Source organism: Streptomyces solincola, assembly GCF_002982015.1.
Taxonomy (GTDB): Bacteria; Actinomycetota; Actinomycetes; order Streptomycetales; family Streptomycetaceae; genus Streptomyces; species Streptomyces solincola.
Window position 1 is genome coordinate 1 of sequence record NZ_PVLV01000127.1, and the last position, 15880, is coordinate 15880.

The 15880-nt window shown below is 74.2% G+C and carries 13 protein-coding genes; 6 read left to right on the top strand and 7 right to left on the bottom strand.

What is annotated here, in order from left to right; all coding sequences use genetic code 11:
• Window positions 1-148: 148 nt before the first annotated feature.
• The 3 genes from C6N75_RS10365 to C6N75_RS10375 all read left to right on the top strand — a co-directional run bounded on the left by C6N75_RS10365 (window position 149) and on the right by C6N75_RS10375 (window position 3429).
• Window positions 149-1384 carry a low temperature requirement protein A gene (locus C6N75_RS10365; RefSeq protein WP_105868588.1) on the top strand — a complete coding sequence of 412 codons (1236 nt, stop codon included), beginning with the start codon at window positions 149-151 and terminating at the stop codon, window positions 1382-1384.
• Window positions 1381-2463, top strand: a complete 1083-nt coding sequence (locus C6N75_RS10370; protein WP_105868589.1) for a P1 family peptidase — start codon at window positions 1381-1383, stop codon at window positions 2461-2463. Before C6N75_RS10365 ends, C6N75_RS10370 begins: the two co-directional genes overlap by 4 nt.
• 192 nt (window positions 2464-2655) lie before the next feature.
• The gene (locus C6N75_RS10375; protein WP_105868590.1) at window positions 2656-3429 is read left to right on the top strand and encodes a DUF6227 family protein; all 774 of its coding nucleotides are present in this window, start codon (window positions 2656-2658) and stop codon (window positions 3427-3429) included.
• 58 nt (window positions 3430-3487) lie between these two features.
• On the opposite strand, the gene C6N75_RS10380 is transcribed toward C6N75_RS10375, so the two are convergent.
• A complete protein-coding gene (locus tag C6N75_RS10380) occupies window positions 3488-5134 on the bottom strand; it encodes an MFS transporter (RefSeq protein WP_105868591.1) in 1647 nt (548 codons plus the stop codon).
• Window positions 5135-5196: 62 nt separating this feature from the next.
• On the opposite strand from C6N75_RS10380, the gene C6N75_RS10385 reads away from it, so the two are divergent.
• Window positions 5197-6183: a helix-turn-helix transcriptional regulator gene (locus tag C6N75_RS10385; protein WP_105868592.1), complete on the top strand. Its 987-nt coding sequence runs from the start codon at window positions 5197-5199 to the stop codon at window positions 6181-6183.
• A 34-nt stretch (window positions 6184-6217) separates the two neighbouring features.
• Here C6N75_RS10385 and C6N75_RS10390 read toward each other — a convergent pair whose 3' ends face one another.
• Both C6N75_RS10390 and C6N75_RS10395 read right to left on the bottom strand, forming a co-directional pair.
• Window positions 6218-7228, bottom strand: coding sequence for a sigma-70 family RNA polymerase sigma factor (locus C6N75_RS10390; RefSeq protein WP_105868593.1), 1011 nt, complete (start codon window positions 7226-7228; stop codon window positions 6218-6220).
• 501 nt (window positions 7229-7729) lie between these two features.
• Window positions 7730-8491 (bottom strand): dioxygenase family protein, encoded by a 762-nt coding sequence (locus C6N75_RS10395; RefSeq protein WP_105868599.1) that lies wholly within the window; start codon window positions 8489-8491, stop codon window positions 7730-7732.
• A 143-nt stretch (window positions 8492-8634) separates the two neighbouring features.
• Between C6N75_RS10395 and C6N75_RS10400 the strand changes: the two genes are divergently transcribed.
• On the top strand, window positions 8635-9144 hold the full coding sequence (locus C6N75_RS10400; protein ID WP_105868594.1) for a MarR family winged helix-turn-helix transcriptional regulator: 510 nt from the start codon (window positions 8635-8637) through the stop codon (window positions 9142-9144).
• Window positions 9145-9312: 168 nt separating this feature from the next.
• Here C6N75_RS10400 and C6N75_RS10405 read toward each other — a convergent pair whose 3' ends face one another.
• The 3 genes from C6N75_RS10405 to C6N75_RS10415 form a co-directional block, all read right to left on the bottom strand.
• A complete protein-coding gene (locus tag C6N75_RS10405; RefSeq protein WP_105868595.1) occupies window positions 9313-10395 on the bottom strand; it encodes a YeiH family protein in 1083 nt (360 codons plus the stop codon).
• On the bottom strand, window positions 10395-10967 hold the full coding sequence (locus tag C6N75_RS10410) for a cysteine dioxygenase family protein (protein ID WP_105868596.1): 573 nt from the start codon (window positions 10965-10967) through the stop codon (window positions 10395-10397). The genes C6N75_RS10405 and C6N75_RS10410 overlap by 1 nt, the downstream gene beginning before the upstream one ends.
• Before the next feature lie 183 nt (window positions 10968-11150).
• Window positions 11151-12056 (bottom strand): LysR family transcriptional regulator, encoded by a 906-nt coding sequence (locus C6N75_RS10415; protein ID WP_105868597.1) that lies wholly within the window; start codon window positions 12054-12056, stop codon window positions 11151-11153.
• 286 nt (window positions 12057-12342) lie between these two features.
• On the opposite strand from C6N75_RS10415, the gene C6N75_RS10420 reads away from it, so the two are divergent.
• Window positions 12343-13626: a M6 family metalloprotease domain-containing protein gene (locus tag C6N75_RS10420; protein WP_105868600.1), complete on the top strand. Its 1284-nt coding sequence runs from the start codon at window positions 12343-12345 to the stop codon at window positions 13624-13626.
• A gap of 150 nt (window positions 13627-13776) precedes the next feature.
• On the opposite strand, the gene C6N75_RS10425 is transcribed toward C6N75_RS10420, so the two are convergent.
• Window positions 13777-15447 (bottom strand): class I adenylate-forming enzyme family protein, encoded by a 1671-nt coding sequence (locus C6N75_RS10425; protein ID WP_258177323.1) that lies wholly within the window; start codon window positions 15445-15447, stop codon window positions 13777-13779.
• Window positions 15448-15880: the final 433 nt, after the last annotated feature.

Genomic DNA, 15880 nt, shown 5'->3' on the forward strand with positions numbered 1-15880 from the left:
GTCCCGGGGCGGGCGCGGGGGCTCGGTCACGCGGTCACCGTAGAGGGATACAGGGCGATTCGCCCCCTATGCGGACCGTGTGGGTGAGGTGCTGCGCCGGACGCGCGCAGCGGGGGCGGGAAGCGGGGTGCGCTGTTGTCCTGGCCTCATGACTTCCCCTCCCTCCGATCCGCCGCCGCACCCCGTGCGGCCGCTGGTGGCGCGCGCCCGGGACGAGGCGCACCGGGCCGCCACCCCGCTGGAGCTGTTCTTCGACCTCTGCTTCGTGGTGGCGGTCGCGCAGGCGGGGGCGCGATTGGTGCACGCGGTCGCCGAGGGGCACGCGGGCGAGGGCGTGGCGGACTACGCCATGGTCTTCTTCGCCATCTGGTGGGCGTGGATGAACTTCACCTGGTTCGCCTCGGCGTACGACAACGACGACGCGCTCTACCGGGTGGTCACCCTGGTGCAGATCGCCGGTGTGCTGGTGCTGGCGGCCGGGGTGAACCGGGCCTTCGAGGACCACGACTTCCTGGTGGTGTGGCTCGGTTACCTGATCATGCGGCTGGCGATGGCCGCGCACTGGCTGCGGGCGGCGCGCGGCGCCTCGGGCCCGGAGCGGACCATGGCGCTGCGGTACGCGACCGGGGTGCTGCTGTGCCAGGTGGGCTGGCTGGCTCTGGTGCTGGCCCCGAAGGCGGCCCTGCCATGGGTGTTCGTGGTGATGGCGCTGGCCGAGCTGGCGGTGCCGGCGATCGCCGAGCGGCGGCACGACTCCGGATGGCACCCGCACCACATCGCCGAGCGGTACGGGCTGTTCACCATCATCGTGCTGGGCGAGACCATCGCCGCGGCGACCGTCGCGGTGCGCACCGGGGTGGCGGAGAGCGACGAACTGGGCGAGCTGCTGCCGATCGCGGTCGGCGGGCTGCTGCTGGTCTTCGCCGCCTGGTGGGTGTACTTCGTGGTCCCGGCACACCGCCGGCTGCTCTCCAACCGGCAGGCGTTCCTCTGGGGATACGGCCACTACGGCATCCTCGGCGCGGCCGCCGCCATCGGCGCCGGCATCGAGATCACCGTCGAGCAGGCGACCGGCAAGGCGCACCTGTCGGCGACGGCCGCCGCCGCGGCGGTCACCCTGCCGGCCGCGCTGTACCTGCTGCTGGTGTGGGGGCTGCACGCCCGCTACTTCAAGACCGGCGCCGCCCAGCAACTGGTCCTGCCCTGCGCGGCGCTCGGCATCCTGCTGTGCACCTTCGCCGGACGGTGGGGCGTGCTCGCGGCCGGGCTGGTGGCGGCGGCCGCGGTGGCCACCGGCGTCACCCTCACGGCGCGTACGGCCCGTGCCGGAGCGCGGGAAACTCCCGGCGCGCCCCCGGACGCCCGTGGTACGCAGGGAGGGTGACAACCCATGGCGACCAGCACCGAAGCGGCAGTGCCGACGGCTTGACGGACGTGCCCGGCCTGCGGGTGGGGCACGCCCGGGTGCCGGGCGAGCGGGCCTTGAGCGGGACGACGGTGGTGCTGGCCCCCGAGGGCGGCGCGGTCGCGGCGGTGGACGTGCGCGGCGGCGGCCCCGGCACCCGGGAGACCGACGCGCTCGACCCGCGCAACGTCGTCCAGCGCATCGACGCCGTGGTGCTGACCGGCGGCAGCGCCTACGGCCTGGAGTCGGCGGCGGGCGTGATGGCCTGGCTGGAGGAGCGGGGGCGGGGGGTCAGGGTCGGACCGGACCCGTCCCAGGTGGTGCCGGTGGTGCCGGCTGCCTGCGTGTTCGACCTGGGCCGCGGCGGCGACTGGCGGGCCCGCCCCGACGCGGCGACCGGCCGGGCCGCGGTGGAGGCGGCCGCCGCCGGCCCGCCCGGGGCGCCGGTGGCGACCGGCAGCGTGGGCGCGGGCGCCGGTGCGGTGGTCGGCGGGCTCAAGGGCGGGGTCGGCACCGCGTCCGTGGTGCTGTCCTCCGGCATCACGGTCGGGGCCCTGGTGGTGGCCAACGCGGTCGGCTCGGCGGTGGACCCGTCGACCGGGGTGCTCTGGGGTGCGTACGGGGACGGGCCGGTGACCGTGCCGGATCCGGCCGTTCACGCCGTCGCCGCACGCCGGCTCGCCGACGCCCTGGAGCGGGGCGGGCCACCACCGCTCAACACCACGCTGGCCGTGGTCGGCACCGACGCGGCGCTGACCCGCGCGCAGGCGCACAAGCTCGCGGGTACGGCGCACGACGGCATCGCGCGCGCCGTACGGCCGGTGCACCTGCTCAACGACGGGGACACCGTCTTCACCCTGGCGACCGGCGCCCGCCCGCTGCCGAAGGCGAGCGGTCCGCTCGCGCTCAACGCCGTGCTGGCGGCCGCCGCCGAGACCGTGGCCCGGGCGATCACCCGGGCGGTACGTGACGCGGAGCCGGTCTCCGGTCCGGGCGGCGACTTCCCCGCCTACCGGGAGCTGTGGCGCCTGCCCCGGACACGGACGCGTGAGACGTGAGACGTGGGACGTGAGACACGTGAGACACGTGAGGCAAGAGGCGCAAGACGCGGGCGCGCGAACCGGACCGGCGGGGGGCGCGGGAACTCGCCATGCGCGCCCTTCGTTTCGTGGAAGCCGGACACGTTGTCAGACCCAGCAACTACCTTGAGCAAGCATCGTGTGACACGCGGCAATGCCTGGAGACCGCTCTTGAACGTTCCGGATGAGCTGTACGAGACGACCGAGACGCACATCGAGCGCCTGCTGGGGCGGGCGCTCAACTCCTTCGACCTGCCGGACCAGTTGGTCGAGCGGCTGGACTCGGCGCTGGCCCACGCCAGTTCGCTGCACTCGTGCGTCCACAGCGGTCCGCAGCACCGGCTGACCTACCGGCACACCTACCTGCTGGCGGACGGCTCCTCGCTGGCCCTGTGGGAGCTGGTGCACAACACCGGCCGGGACGGCCGGGACCAGCACGAACTGTACGAGGAGGAGACGGAGTTGCGGCTGGCGGCGGCCCGGCTGCCGGACGGCTTCAGCGGCTGGCCCAACCCGCTGGGCGCGTCCTTCACCGTGGAGGACGCCCCGGGGCGCGGGCTCGCCCGGGGGCCGGAGCCGGCCCTGGGGTACGGGCCTTCGGCGCCGGCGCCGTGGACGTACGAGCCGGACGGCGCAGCCGACCACGCCCGCCGGGTGCTGCGCCGCGCGGAGAACGCCGACCGGCCGGGCGAGCGGGCGGCCGTACGGCTGCGGGCGGCCTTCGCGTACCACATCAGGCAGGTCTTCGGCCGGCAGTGCGGCCCGGCCGACCGGTACACCGGCTTCACCCTCTACGAGCACGCCTTCCTGCTGCTGGACGGCTCGGAGACCAGCCTGTGGGAGGTGGAGCACACGGCCACGCCCGACGGCCGCCACATGTGCGAGGTGTACGAGGAGGAGCGCGCCGCCCGCGAGGCGATGGAGCTGCGCGCCCGGGTGCGGTAGCCGACGACACCCGGCGGCCCGGGTCCACCCCACGTGGACCCGGGCCCGGGAGAGCGGTTCAGCCGACGCGCTCGGGCGTCCGGTCGGCCGCCGACCCGGCCGCCTCGCCCTTCGCGACCGCCGCCTCCGACACCCCCGACGCTTCCGCCGTCGCGGCCTCGGTGTCGGTCTCGGTCGCGACCGCCTCCGCCTCGGCGTGCTGCCGGGGCCGGCGCGGCAGGGCGAACATCACCAGGAAGATGACGCCGAGCACCGCCGCGACCCACCACATCGCGCCCTGGAAGGCGTCCGCGAACGCGGGGCCGACCTCGGCGGGCGACCTCGGCGCGGCCTCGTCGATCGCGTCGAAGAAGACCACCGACACCAGACCGAGCCCGAGCGCGGTGCCCATCTGCTGGGTGGTGTTGACCAGGCCGGACGCCGAACCGGCGTGCTCGCGCGGCACGTCGGACAGCACCGCGTCCGTCAGCGGGGCGACGATCAGGCCCATGCCCAGGCCCATGACCACCAGCGGCAGGGCCATCTGCCAGGACTCGATGCCCCTGCCGTATCGGTCGGCCTCCCAGATGTAGAGCAGCACTCCGGCGGCCATGGTCAGCGCCCCGGTCTGGAGGACCTTGCGGCCGAAGCGCGGCACCAGCTTCTGCACCGATATGCCCGCCGCGACCGAGACCGCGATCGAGAACGGCACGCCGGTCAGGCCGGCCCGCAGCGGCGTCCAGCCCAGCCCGGTCTGCATGTACAGCGTCCAGACCAGGAAGAACACGCCCATGACGACGCCGAAGGTGAGCTGGACGGTGACACCGGCGGCGAAGCTCTTGACCTTGAACAGCGACAGCTCGATCAGCGGGGAGCCGTCCCTGCGGGTCTTGTGCCGCTCGTAGACGACCAGGGCCGCGAAGACCAGCGGGCTGGCCAGCATGCACAGGTGGCCCCAGAGCGGCCAGCCCAGCTCGCGGCCGCGGGTCAGCGGGTAGATCAGCATCAGCAGTCCGAGCGTCACCAGCCCGACGCCGACCAGGTCGAGGCGGAGGGCCTTTCCGGCCCTCGACTCGGTGATGAACTTCCGGCCGAGGATGAGGCCGGCGATGCCGACGGGCAGGTTGATCAGGAATATCGGCCGCCACTCCAGACCGAAGAGGTTCCACTGGGTGAGCAGCGCGCCCAGCAGCGGGCCGGAGACCGCGCCGAGTCCGACGATCGCGCCGAACAGCCCGAAGACCTTTCCGCGTTCGTGCGCCGGGAAGGTCACATGGACGATGGCCAGCACCTGCGGCACCATCAGCGAGGCCATCGCACCCTGGAGCAGCCGGGAGGCGACCAGCATCTCCGGGCTGGCGGCGAAGCCGCACAGCGCGGAGGCGAGGGTGAAGCCGGCGATGCCGACCAGGAACAGCCGCTTGCGGCCGTAGATGTCGCCGAGCCGCCCGCCGGTGATCAGGCCCGCGGCGAAGGCCAGCGCGTAGCCGGCGGTCACCCACTGGATCGCGCCGAAGGACGCGGAGAGGTCCCGTTCGATGCTGGGGATGGCGATGTTGACGATGGTGACGTCGACGAGGTCCATGAACGCCGCCGTCATGACGATGGCGAGCGCGAGCCAGCGGCGCCGGTCACCCGGAACGGCGGCGGCGGGGCCGGAGGCCGCGGGAGACGGCTGGGCGGTGTCGCCCGTGGGACTGAGGGGCTGAGCGGGGTGGTCGGTCATGGGTCCACCGTAGGACCTCTTTAGGACCGTACATGTCCTATTAGCAGGTCCATGATGGCGGCATGACGGATACCCCGGCACGGCTGCTCACCCTGCTGTCCCTGCTCCAGACCCCCCGCGAATGGCCCGGCAGCGAACTGGCCGAACGCCTCGGCGTAACGGCCCGGACGATCCGCCGCGACATCGACCGGCTGCGTGAGCTGGGCTACCCCGTGGAGGCGACCCGCGGCGCGGTCGGCGGCTACCGGCTGGTCGCCGGGGCCGCGCTGCCACCGCTGCTGCTGGACGACGAGGAGGCGGTCGCCATCGCGGTGGGGCTGCGCGCCGGGGCCGGGCACGCGGTGGACGGCGTGGAGGAGGCGTCGGTGCGGGCGCTGGCGAAGCTGGAGCAGGTGCTGCCGTCCCGGCTGCGCTACCGGGTCTCCGCTCTCCAGCACGCCACCACCCCGCTGACCAGGGGCGACGGCCCGACCGTGGCACCGTCTACGCTGACCGCGATCGCCTCGGCGGCCACCGGCCACGAGAAGCTGCGGTTCGGCTACCGGGCGGCCGACGGGGCCGGCACCCGGCGGCTGGTGGAGCCGTACCGGCTGCTGGCCACCGGCCGGCGCTGGTATCTGGTCGCCTACGACCTGGAGCGCGCGGACTGGCGCACCTTCCGGGTGGACCGGATCACCGAGCCGTTCCCGACCGGCGCGCGGTTCACCCCGCGTGAGCTGCCGGTGGAGGCCGGTGACGACAACCGCAAGCTGCTGGGCATCTCGGAGAGCCAGGAGCGGGCCGAGGAGGTGGACGTCACCTTCGAGACGCCCGCCGGCACGATCCGGGACAAGCTGCCCGACTGGCCCGCACCCGAGGAGACCGGCCCGGACCGCTGCCGGCTGCGGATGGCCGCGCCAGGACCGCAGAGCGGCGCGTTGGAGTGGCTGGCGGCCAGGCTGGCGACCCTGGGCATGCCCTTCACCGTGCACGGACCGGACGCACTGGTCGCCTGCGCGGCGGAACTGGGCGACCGCCTCACCCGGGCGGCCCGCCGACCCGGCCCGTGAGGCGGACGAGACGGAACGGGCGGAGCCGGGGCCGTCACGCCGCCGCGTCGAAGCCGGTGTCGTGGGCCATCCGCTTCAGCTCCAGCAGCGCGTGCTTCTCGATCTGGCGGATGCGCTCACGGGTGAGGCCGTGCTCCTTGCCGACCTCGGTGAGCGTGCGCTCGCGGCCGTCCTCGATGCCGTACCGCATGCGGATGATCGAGGCGGTGCGGTGGTCGAGCTTGCCGATCAGGTCCTCAAGCTCCTCGCTGCGCAGCAGCGTGAGCACGGACTGCTCGGGCGAGACCGCGGAGGTGTCCTCCAGCAGGTCGCCGAACTGCGTCTCGCCGGCGTCGTCCACCGACATGTTCAGCGACACCGGGTCGCGCGCCCAGTCGAGCACGTCCGTGACCCGCTCCGGGGTGGAGCCCAGCTCGGTCGCGATCTCCGCGGCCTCCGGGTCGCGGCCGTTCTCGCGGTTGAACTCGCGCTGCACCCGGCGGATGCGGCCCAGCTCCTCGACCAGGTGGACGGGGAGGCGGATGGTGCGGGACTGGTCGGCGATGGACCGGGTGATGGCCTGGCGGATCCACCAGGTGGCGTAGGTGGAGAACTTGAAGCCCTTGGTGTAGTCGAACTTCTCCACCGCGCGGACCAGGCCGGCGTTCCCCTCCTGGATCAGGTCGAGCAGGGGCAGCCCGCTGCGCGGGTAGCGACGGGCCACGGCGACGACGAGTCGCAGGTTGGACCGGATGAAGACGTCCTTGGCCCGCTCGCCCAGCTCGACCAGTTGCTCCAGCTCCTCGCGGGAGGCGCCGGACGCGGCGCCGCCCTGCTCGTCGTCGGCCTCGCCGTCCAGGATCTGCCGGGCGTACACCCCGGCCTCGATCGTCTGGGACAGCTCTACCTCCTTGGCGGCGTCGAGCAGCGGCGTACGCGCGATCTCGTCGAGGTACATGCCGACCAGGTCGCGGTCGGCGATCTCGCCCACGGCGCGAACGCTGCTTGCCCGGTCGGAGGTCTCACCAGAGGCGGACTGACGACGGGCGACGGCACGGGTTGCCATGCGAGCTCCCTTGCTGAGTAGCTGAGTAGGTCGCGACACCCTTCCGGGTGCCCTGCATCCGACGGAAACAACGACTGGAATCCGGACAGAATTCCCATGCCACCCCTCGTTTTCCGCGATCATGCAGTACCCTGTCGCGCCGCCGAGGGGGATCGAGCGGCCCCGATCAAGCAGAGGCGCAGGTCAGCGGGGCGCCGAAGGCGCACCTCAGCGGCCTCGGCGGCCTCGTGGACCTCTGCCGCCTCGAGATGAATGAGACCGCCGTCACACCCGATGCCCGTCCCGTTCACCACGGAACACGGCCTTTCGAAGCCCCCCGCTCCCACTCGGAAGACGGAGCGCGCCGACCGCTGGTTGCCCGGGTCGCCGGGAAGGGCGACCCCGTGCCCGCCCAGGCGCAACCGCACCCGGGCAGTCGTCCGCACCCGCGCAGGCGTCCCCGCCCGCGCACTCGTCCGCGCCCGAGCAGGCGTCCGGCGGGCCGCCGCGCCCGCGGTCCGGTCAGCCGTACTGCACGGACCGCTTGGCCAACCCCATCCAGAAGCCGTCGATGACGCTGCGCCCGCCGGAGAGCTCGCCGGCCGCGTCGGCCGCGCCGAGGGTGACGAACAGCGGGGCGAAGTGCTCGGCGCGCGGATGGGCGAGCGACCCGGCCGGCGAGGCGTGGGCGAAGTCCAGCAGTGCGTCCACGTCCGCGGCCTCCAGCGCCCGCCGCCCCCAGTCGTCGAACTCGGCTGACCAGCCGGGCGTCCCCTCGTACCGCAGCGCGGCCAGGTTGTGGGTGAAAAAGCCGCTGCCGACGATCAGCACGCCCTCGTCCCGCAGCGGCGCGAGTCGCCGGCCGACCTCCATCAGCTTCGCCGGGTCCAGGGTGGGCAGCGAGAGCTGGAGGACGGGGACGTCGGCCTCCGGATACATCTCGACCAGCGGGACGTACGCCCCGTGGTCCAGGCCGCGCTCGGGGACGTCTTGGACGGGAGTGCCGGGGGCGCGCAGCAGCTTGCGCACGGAGTCGGCGAGCGCCGGTGCGCCGGGCGCGGGGTAGCGCACGCGGTAGTACCGCTCGGGGAAGCCCCAGAAGTCGTACTCGAGCGGGACGGTGCGCACCGCGCCGAGCGCCAGCGGCGCCTCCTCCCAGTGCGCGGAGACCACCAGGATCGCGGTCGGCCGGGGGAGGCCGGCCGCCCAGGCGGCGAGCTGCCCGGGCCACACCGGGTCGTCGGCCAGCGGCGGCGCGCCGTGGGAGAGGTAGAGGGCGGGCATGCGCTCGGCGGCGCCGCTGCCGGTGGTGGTGGCCATGGCGATGCTCCCTGCTCGGCGCCTGCGCGCCTCTACTTGAAAGTTCAACCTCTACCGCAGGGTAGGCGCACGTAGTCAAACATTCAAGAAGTCATAGAGTGGGGCATATGAACCGGTCACCCGAGACCCCGCAGGGCACGCGCTGGCTCAGCGACGAGGAGCAGCGGGTGTGGCGGGCGTACCTGCACGCCACCACCCTCCTGGAGGACCACCTCGACCGCCAGCTCCAGCGGGACGCGGGCATGCCGCACGTCTACTACGGGCTGCTGGTCCACCTCTCCCAGGCCCCGCGCCGCCGGATGCGGATGACCCAGCTCGCCAAGGACGCCAAGATCACCCGCTCCCGGCTCTCGCACGCCGTCGCCCGGCTGGAGAAGAGCGGCTGGGTGCGGCGCGAGGACTGCCCCTCCGACAAGCGCGGCCAGAACGCGGTGCTGACCGAGGAGGGGTACGCGGTGCTGCGCCGCAGCGCCCCCGGGCATGTGAACGCCGTACGGCAGGCGATGTTCGACCGGCTCACCCCCGAGCAGGTCGACCAGCTCGGCGAGATCATGCGCGTGATGGCCGAGGGGCTCCAGCCCGCCGAGCCCGGTGCCGACCTGCCCTGGCTGCGCTGACGGCGCCGCCTCCCGACGCCCCTCCCCTGGCTTGCGGGCGTCCGGCGGTCGGCATCACCCCGGAGCCCTCCGGCGGTCGGCGGCACCCCGGAAGCCTCCGGTGGTCAGCGGCACCCCGGAAGCCTCCGGCGGTCAGCGGCACCCCGGCGCACGGGCCGGCCGCGGACCTCACACGGTCAGCAGCACCCCGGCGTACGAGCCGGCCGCGATCAGCACCCAGGCTGTCAGCCCCAGCAGCGCCACCCGCGCCCCGGTTCGCGCCAGCGAGGGCAGGTGCACCGCGCTGCCGAGCCCGAACAGCGCCGCCGCCAGCACCAGTTCCTGGACGTGCCCGGCGCCGGACAGCACCGCTTCGGGCACCAACCCCGTGGTGCGCAGCACCACCATGGCCAGGAACCCGGCGACGAACAGCGGCACCAGGGGCGGCCGGCGTCCGGCGGCCCCCCGGCCGTCGGAGGCCGCGGCCGCGCGCCGTGCACCCAGCACCAGCAGCGCGACCAGCGGGGCGAGCAGCGCCACCCGCATCAGCTTGACCAGGACGGCCTCGCCCAGCGCGGCCGGTCCGGCGGTCTGCGCGGCCGCCACCACCTGGCCCACGTCGTGCACGCTCGCGCCCACCCACCGCCCGAACTGGGCGTCGGTCAGCCCCAACGGCCCGTGCAGCAGGGGCAGTACGGCCATCGCCAGGGTCCCGCAGAGCGTCACCAGGGCGACCGCCGCCGCGGCGTCCTGCCCGCGCCTCCCGTCCGCGTCCCCCCGTTCCCGTACCGCGCTCACCGCGCCGATCGCCGAGGCACCGCAGATGGCGTACCCGGCCGCGATCAGCAGCGGCTGGTCGCCGGGCAGCCCCAGCTTCCGGCCCAGCCACCATGTCCCGGCCAGGGTCAGGGCCACCACACCGGCCACCATGGCGACGGTGCGCCAGCCGAGCCCGGCGACGTCCGACAGGCTGAGCTTCAGCCCCAGCAGCACCACGCCCACCCGCATCAGCCGGCGTCCGCCCAGGGTGAGCCCGGCCTTGCACCGGCCGCGCAGCCGCTCCCGTATCCCCGGGGTGTGCGCGGCGGCGATGCCGAGCAGTACGGCGGCGGTCAGCATGGGCACTGCGGGCAGCGCCAGGTGCGTCAGCCAGGCCGCGGCCACTCCGGCGGCGGCCACCGCGAGACCCGGCCACGGCCCGGAAGCCGGGACCGGCCGGGTCCGCGCGGGTGCGGGCGTGAGCGTGCGGGCGGGGCCGCCGAGGAGGGCCATCAGCGGTCGGCCGGGAGCCGGTAGACACGGCGGACGCTGCTGCCGAGCCGGGTGATGTCGGCGCCGTAGACGTGCAGCGACACGGCCGTGCCGGCACTCCCGTTGCGCACCTTGTGGATGTCCCCGGGCGGCGCGAAGGCGGTGACCGTGCCGGCCGGGCTGACCAGGTCGCCGGCCGCCTCCAGCCGCGCGCCGGCGCCGCCGGTGCCGCCCGGAACCAGCCGGTAGCGCCGCTCGTGCTCCTCACCGCGGTGGACGCCGGTGACGCACCAGGAGACGTGGTCGTGGATCGGGGTCTCCTGGCCGGGCAGCCAGACCAGGGCGACCAGCGAGAACATCCCGTCCGGCTCGGCGTGCAGCACGTGCTGCCGGTAGCGGTCGGGGTCGCCCTCGCACTGGGCGGGGGTGACCAGGTCGCGGGCGGCCAGGTGCGGCCGCAGCACGTCGGCGACGAGCCAGGCGGTGGCCTCCGGCGGCAGGCCGCGGTCCACCGCCGCGCGTATCCCGTCGACCAGCGTCCGCAGCCGGGCGGTCGGCGGGGCGGCCGTCGTGGGGCTGGGTGTGAGGGTCATACCGGCAGCGTCGACCCGGCCGCCGGGGCCCGTCCAAGGCCGGTACGTTGGCGGGCCCCCAACACCCGCTTATGTATCGGACGCGACGCCCGCTCACGTACCGGCCCCGGCACCCGCTCACGTACCGGACCCGGCGCCCGCCTGCGTTTCGGACCCGGCGCCCGCCGGGGAAGGCGGCACGGGTCAGCAGCCGACCCGGGCGGCCGCCGCCACGGTGATCTCCTCCAGCAGCAGCGCGGTGGCCGGGATGCGCAGATGGTCGCGGAGCGCGTACGCGTACACCTGCCGGCGCGTGTGCGGTTCGACGATCCGGCCGGTGACCTTGTCGTGGCAGAGGAACGACAGCACCAGCGAGGGCACCATGGCGATGCCCACGCCGGCCGCGACCAGGCTCTGCAGCACCAGGTTGTCGTCCGTGGTGCACACGATGTCCGGGGTGAAGCCGCCCTCCGCGCAGGCGTGCACGAAGTACGTGCGGCAGCGGGCGCAGCCGGCGATCCAGCGCTCGTTCGCCAGGTCGGCCAGGCGCACCGAGCGCCGCCGGGCCATCGGGTGGCCGACCGGCAGCAGCACGGTCAGCGGGTCCTCCATCAGCCGGACGCCGGCCAGCTCCTCCGGTGCGTCGACCGGGAAGCCGGGGTAGTCGAAGGCGAGCGCGATGTCGCACTCCCCGCGCGCCAGCGCCCGCAGGGAGTCCGGCGGCTCGCCCTCGCTCAACTCGACCATCACACCCGGGTGTTCCACCCGTACGCGGGCCATGGCACGGGGCAGTATGGTGGCCGCCGCACTGGGGAACGCGCAGATCCGCACCCGTCCGGAGCGCAGCCGGGCGATGGCGTCGATCTGCTGCCGGGCCACCTCCAGGCTGTCGAGTATGGGCGCGGTGTGCCGGGTCAGCGCCTCCCCCGCCTCGGTCAGCTTCAGCCCGCGCCCGACCCGGGTGAACAGCGCGGTGCCGACGTCCCGCTCCAGCGCCTTCATCTGCTGGCTGACGGCCGGCTGGGTGAAGCCGAGCGCGCGGGCGGCCGCCGTGTAGGAACCGGTCCTGACCACTTCCTGGAAGGTCCTGATGTACCGGGAATCGAACACGCCGGAAGCATAAGCGGAAATTGGGGTACGGAAAGAGGCCGCCTCCGCCGGCTCCGGCGGGCCTCCGCCCCGGGTGCGCGGGCCCTCGACCGCGTCTGGTGCCCCGTACGCCTCCGGGCATGCGTGCGGGGATCGGCCCCACGCCTCCCCCGCCGCGAATTCCACCGATCGGATCAGCTCCCCGCGCGCCGGTGCGCCGCCCGGCCGACGCTGAGCGCAGGGAGCGCAGCCCGGGTCCGGCCGGCTGCCGACGGCGGCGAAGGCGGGCGCGGGTATGCAGCAGTCACTGCGGCAGCCACTGCGGCGAATACGCAGACCGGTCGCCCTGGGTGCGGTCGCCACCCTGGCGATCGCCGGGCTCGCCACCGCCAGCGCCACCCTGCCCGAGGCGGGCCAGGCGCGCGGCGCCGGACCGGTCTCCAGCCTGGAGGCCGCCGAGGGCCATGGCCTCGACCCCTGCCGGATCGAGCCGCCGCTCGGGGTGCAGCTCTCCGAGGGCGTGCCGACCGGCTCCGGCTACACCCGCTCCACCGGCACGGTCCGCTCCCTCAACCTGATGGTCGACTTCTCGGACGCGCCCGGGGACGGCGCGGCGATGAAGCGGTTCGCCGAGTTCTTCCCGCAGACCGAGAAGTGGTTCCGCACCAGCTCGTACGGGCGGCTGCGCTACCGCGCGGAGACGCCGATGCCGGACTGGCTGCGGATGCCGGCGCCGTTCTCCGCGTACGGGATCGAGCGCGGTTCGCCGTACGAACCGGGCTACCGCCAGCTCGTCCAGGACATCGTGGCGGCGGCCGACCCCAAGGTGGACTTCAGCGCCTACGACCTGGTCAACGTCCTCGTCACGCCGAACGCCGGCCCGTCCGCCCTGGACACCGTCCTGTCCGTCACCTTCTCCGGCAACGGCGAGGCCCCGCAGGCGGACGGCACCCCGCTCGCCAACACGTCCTTCGTCTACAGCCGCCAGGACGACGGCTCGGGCAGCTACCACGAGACCGGTTTCCGGGTCCTGCCCCACGAGAACGGCCATGTCTTCGGCCTGCCCGACCTCTACACCGCCGAGGGCGGCGGGGCGGTCGGGCACTGGGACATCATGTCCGAGGACTGGGGGGCCAACAACGACATGCTCGGCTGGCACAAGTGGAAGCTCGGCTGGCTGGACGACGACCAGATCCGCTGCGCCGCCGCGCCCGGCGTCCGCGACGTCACCCTGACGCCCCTCGCCCGCAAGGGCGGCGCGAAGCTCGCCTTCGTCCCGCTGACGCCCGAGTCCGGGTACGCCGTCGAGGTCCGCACCCGGGGCGGCAACGACGAGGCGGTGTGCGAGCCGGGCGTGCTGGTCTACCACGTGCGCGCCGACGTGGACACCGGCCAGGGCCCCATCACGGTCGCCGACAGCGACGAGGACAGCGGCGGCTGCACCCGCCGCCCCAATGTGCACGCCGAACTCTCCGACGCGCCCTTCCGGCCCGGCGAGTCCTTCACCGACCACGAGTCCGGCCTGCGCATCACCGTCCTGTCGCAGAACCGCCGCACCGGCGCCTACCGCATCCGCATCAGCCGAAGCTGATCCCCCGGCCCGACACCGGGCCCAGCCCCCGCACCCCAGCCGGAGTCCAGCCCGCCCACCGCGACGGAAGGACCGGCGCGCTCGGCTCCCGCATCCCCGGGCCGGAGCCCAGCCCGCCCACCACGGAACAACCGGCGCCCGGCTCCCGCGTCAGCCGGGGCCGAGGCCGCCCGCGGTGGCCCAGGGGCCGCCGCGCAGCTCCCGCTTCAGCACCTTCCCCGTGGCGTTGCGCGGCAGCGGCTCGTCCCGTACGACGACATGCGCGGGCACCTTGAACGCCGCCAGCCTGCCCGCCACATGGGCCCGCAGCCCCTCCTCGTCCACCGTCGCCCCGTCCCGCAGCCGCACCACCGCCGCGACCTCCTCCCCCAGCCGCGGATGCGGTACGCCGAGCACGGCCGCGTCGGCCACGTCAGGGTGCTCGTGCAGCACGGCCTCCACCTCCACGCAGTACACGTTCTCCCCGCCCCGGATCACCATGTCCTTCAGCCGGTCCACCACGCTGACCAGCCCGTCCTCCACCGTCGCCAGGTCCCCCGTCCGGAACCAGCCGTCCGCCGTGAACGCCGCCGCCGTCGCCGCCGCGTCCTCCCAGTACCCCCGCACCAGCGACTGCCCGCGCAGCCACAGCTCGCCCACCTCACCCTCGCCCAGCGGCTCCCCGTCCGCCCCGGCGATCCGCACCTCCGTCACCGGCGTGGGCCGCCCGACGCTCCCCGGCCGCTCCCGGTAGGCGTCCCCGCTGTGCGACAGCACGCCCCCACTCGTCTCCGTCAGCCCGTATCCGTTCCTCGGCTGGACCTTCCCCGGGCACCGGGCCGCGATCCCGGGCGGCGGCGCCGCCCCGCCCGTGCCCAGCAGCGTCAGCGACCCGAGCCCCCGACCGTCCTCCTCCGCCGCGTCCAGAAGCTGCAACGCCGTCGTCGGCACACCCGCGAAGTGCGTGACCCCGTGCTCGTGGACCAGCTCCAGCGCCCTCGCCGCATCCCACTTCCGCATCACCACCAGCGTGCCGCCGGCCGCCATCACCGCGTACACCGAGGTGAACGCGGCCACGTGGAAGAACGGGAACGTCGTCAGCGACACCGGCTCGGGCCCGAGCCCCGGCACATCGCCCTGCTCCAGCGCCGCCAGCGCCGAGTGGTACTGCGGATTGGCCGCCGCGCCCACCTGCGCGAGCTGCGTGGCGACGGCCCCCTTGGGCCGCCCGGTGGTCCCCGAGGTGTAGATGATCGTGGCGTCGTCCTCCGCCCGCACCTCCACCTCCGGCGGCCCCATCGCCGGATCGGCCGCGGGCAGCTCCTCGTACGCCTCCCCCTCATGCTCCACACCGCCGCCATGGAAGACGAGCAAGCGGACGGCCTCGTGCTCCCCGGCCCACTGGCGCACCCGCCCCGCCCGCTCACCGTCCACCATCAGCAGCTCCGGCCGGCAGTCGTCCAGCGCGTACCGGAACTCCTCCTCGGTCCACCAGGCGTTCAGCGGCACGGCGACGAGCCCGGCCAACTGGGCCGCCCAGAAGGCGATCTGCCACTCCGGGTGGTTGCGCATGGCCACCACCGCCCGGTCGCCCCGGCGCAGCCCGTACACCTCCGTGAACCGCCGCGCCAGCCCGCACGCCTCCGCGAAGAACTCCCCGTAGGTGTACGTCCGTTCCTCCCCCACCAGGAACGGCCGATCCCCGTACGCCCAGGTCACCTCCACGAACTCGCGAAGCGTCCGGGGCCCGTCCGCGTAGACCGGCCGCCCGTCCGGCCCGGCCGTGACGGCGAACGGCGCCCCGGGCGCGGTGAGCAATGCGGCGGGATCGGTCTGCGGCACGGTCGCCCCTCTTCCTTCGCCCGGTGAGCGTCCTACGTCCTGCACGTACTGCGTCCTGCACGTACTGCGTTCTACGTCCTGCGCATCCAGCGCGTCCTGCGTTCTACGTCCGGCACTCCCGCGCCCCCCGTCCCGCTTTCCACGTCCCGCGGTCCGCACTCCGCTAAGCGCTTGCTCAGCCGCTCGTGACGCTATGCCCGCACCGCCCCGCCGTCAAGGTAGATGCATCACACACCCACTCGGCGTCTCACTCGTCTCACTCGTCTCACTCGTCTCACTCGTCTCACTCACGGAACCCGCGCTCCGCCAACGCCCGCTCGATCCGCTCCCGGTGGCTCGCCTCCCAGGCGTCGAGGCTCTCCCCCTCCTCCTTGGCCAGCTTCGCCCGCGCCGCCGCGAAGACCTCCTCCGCCCTCCCCGCCGGCACCACCAC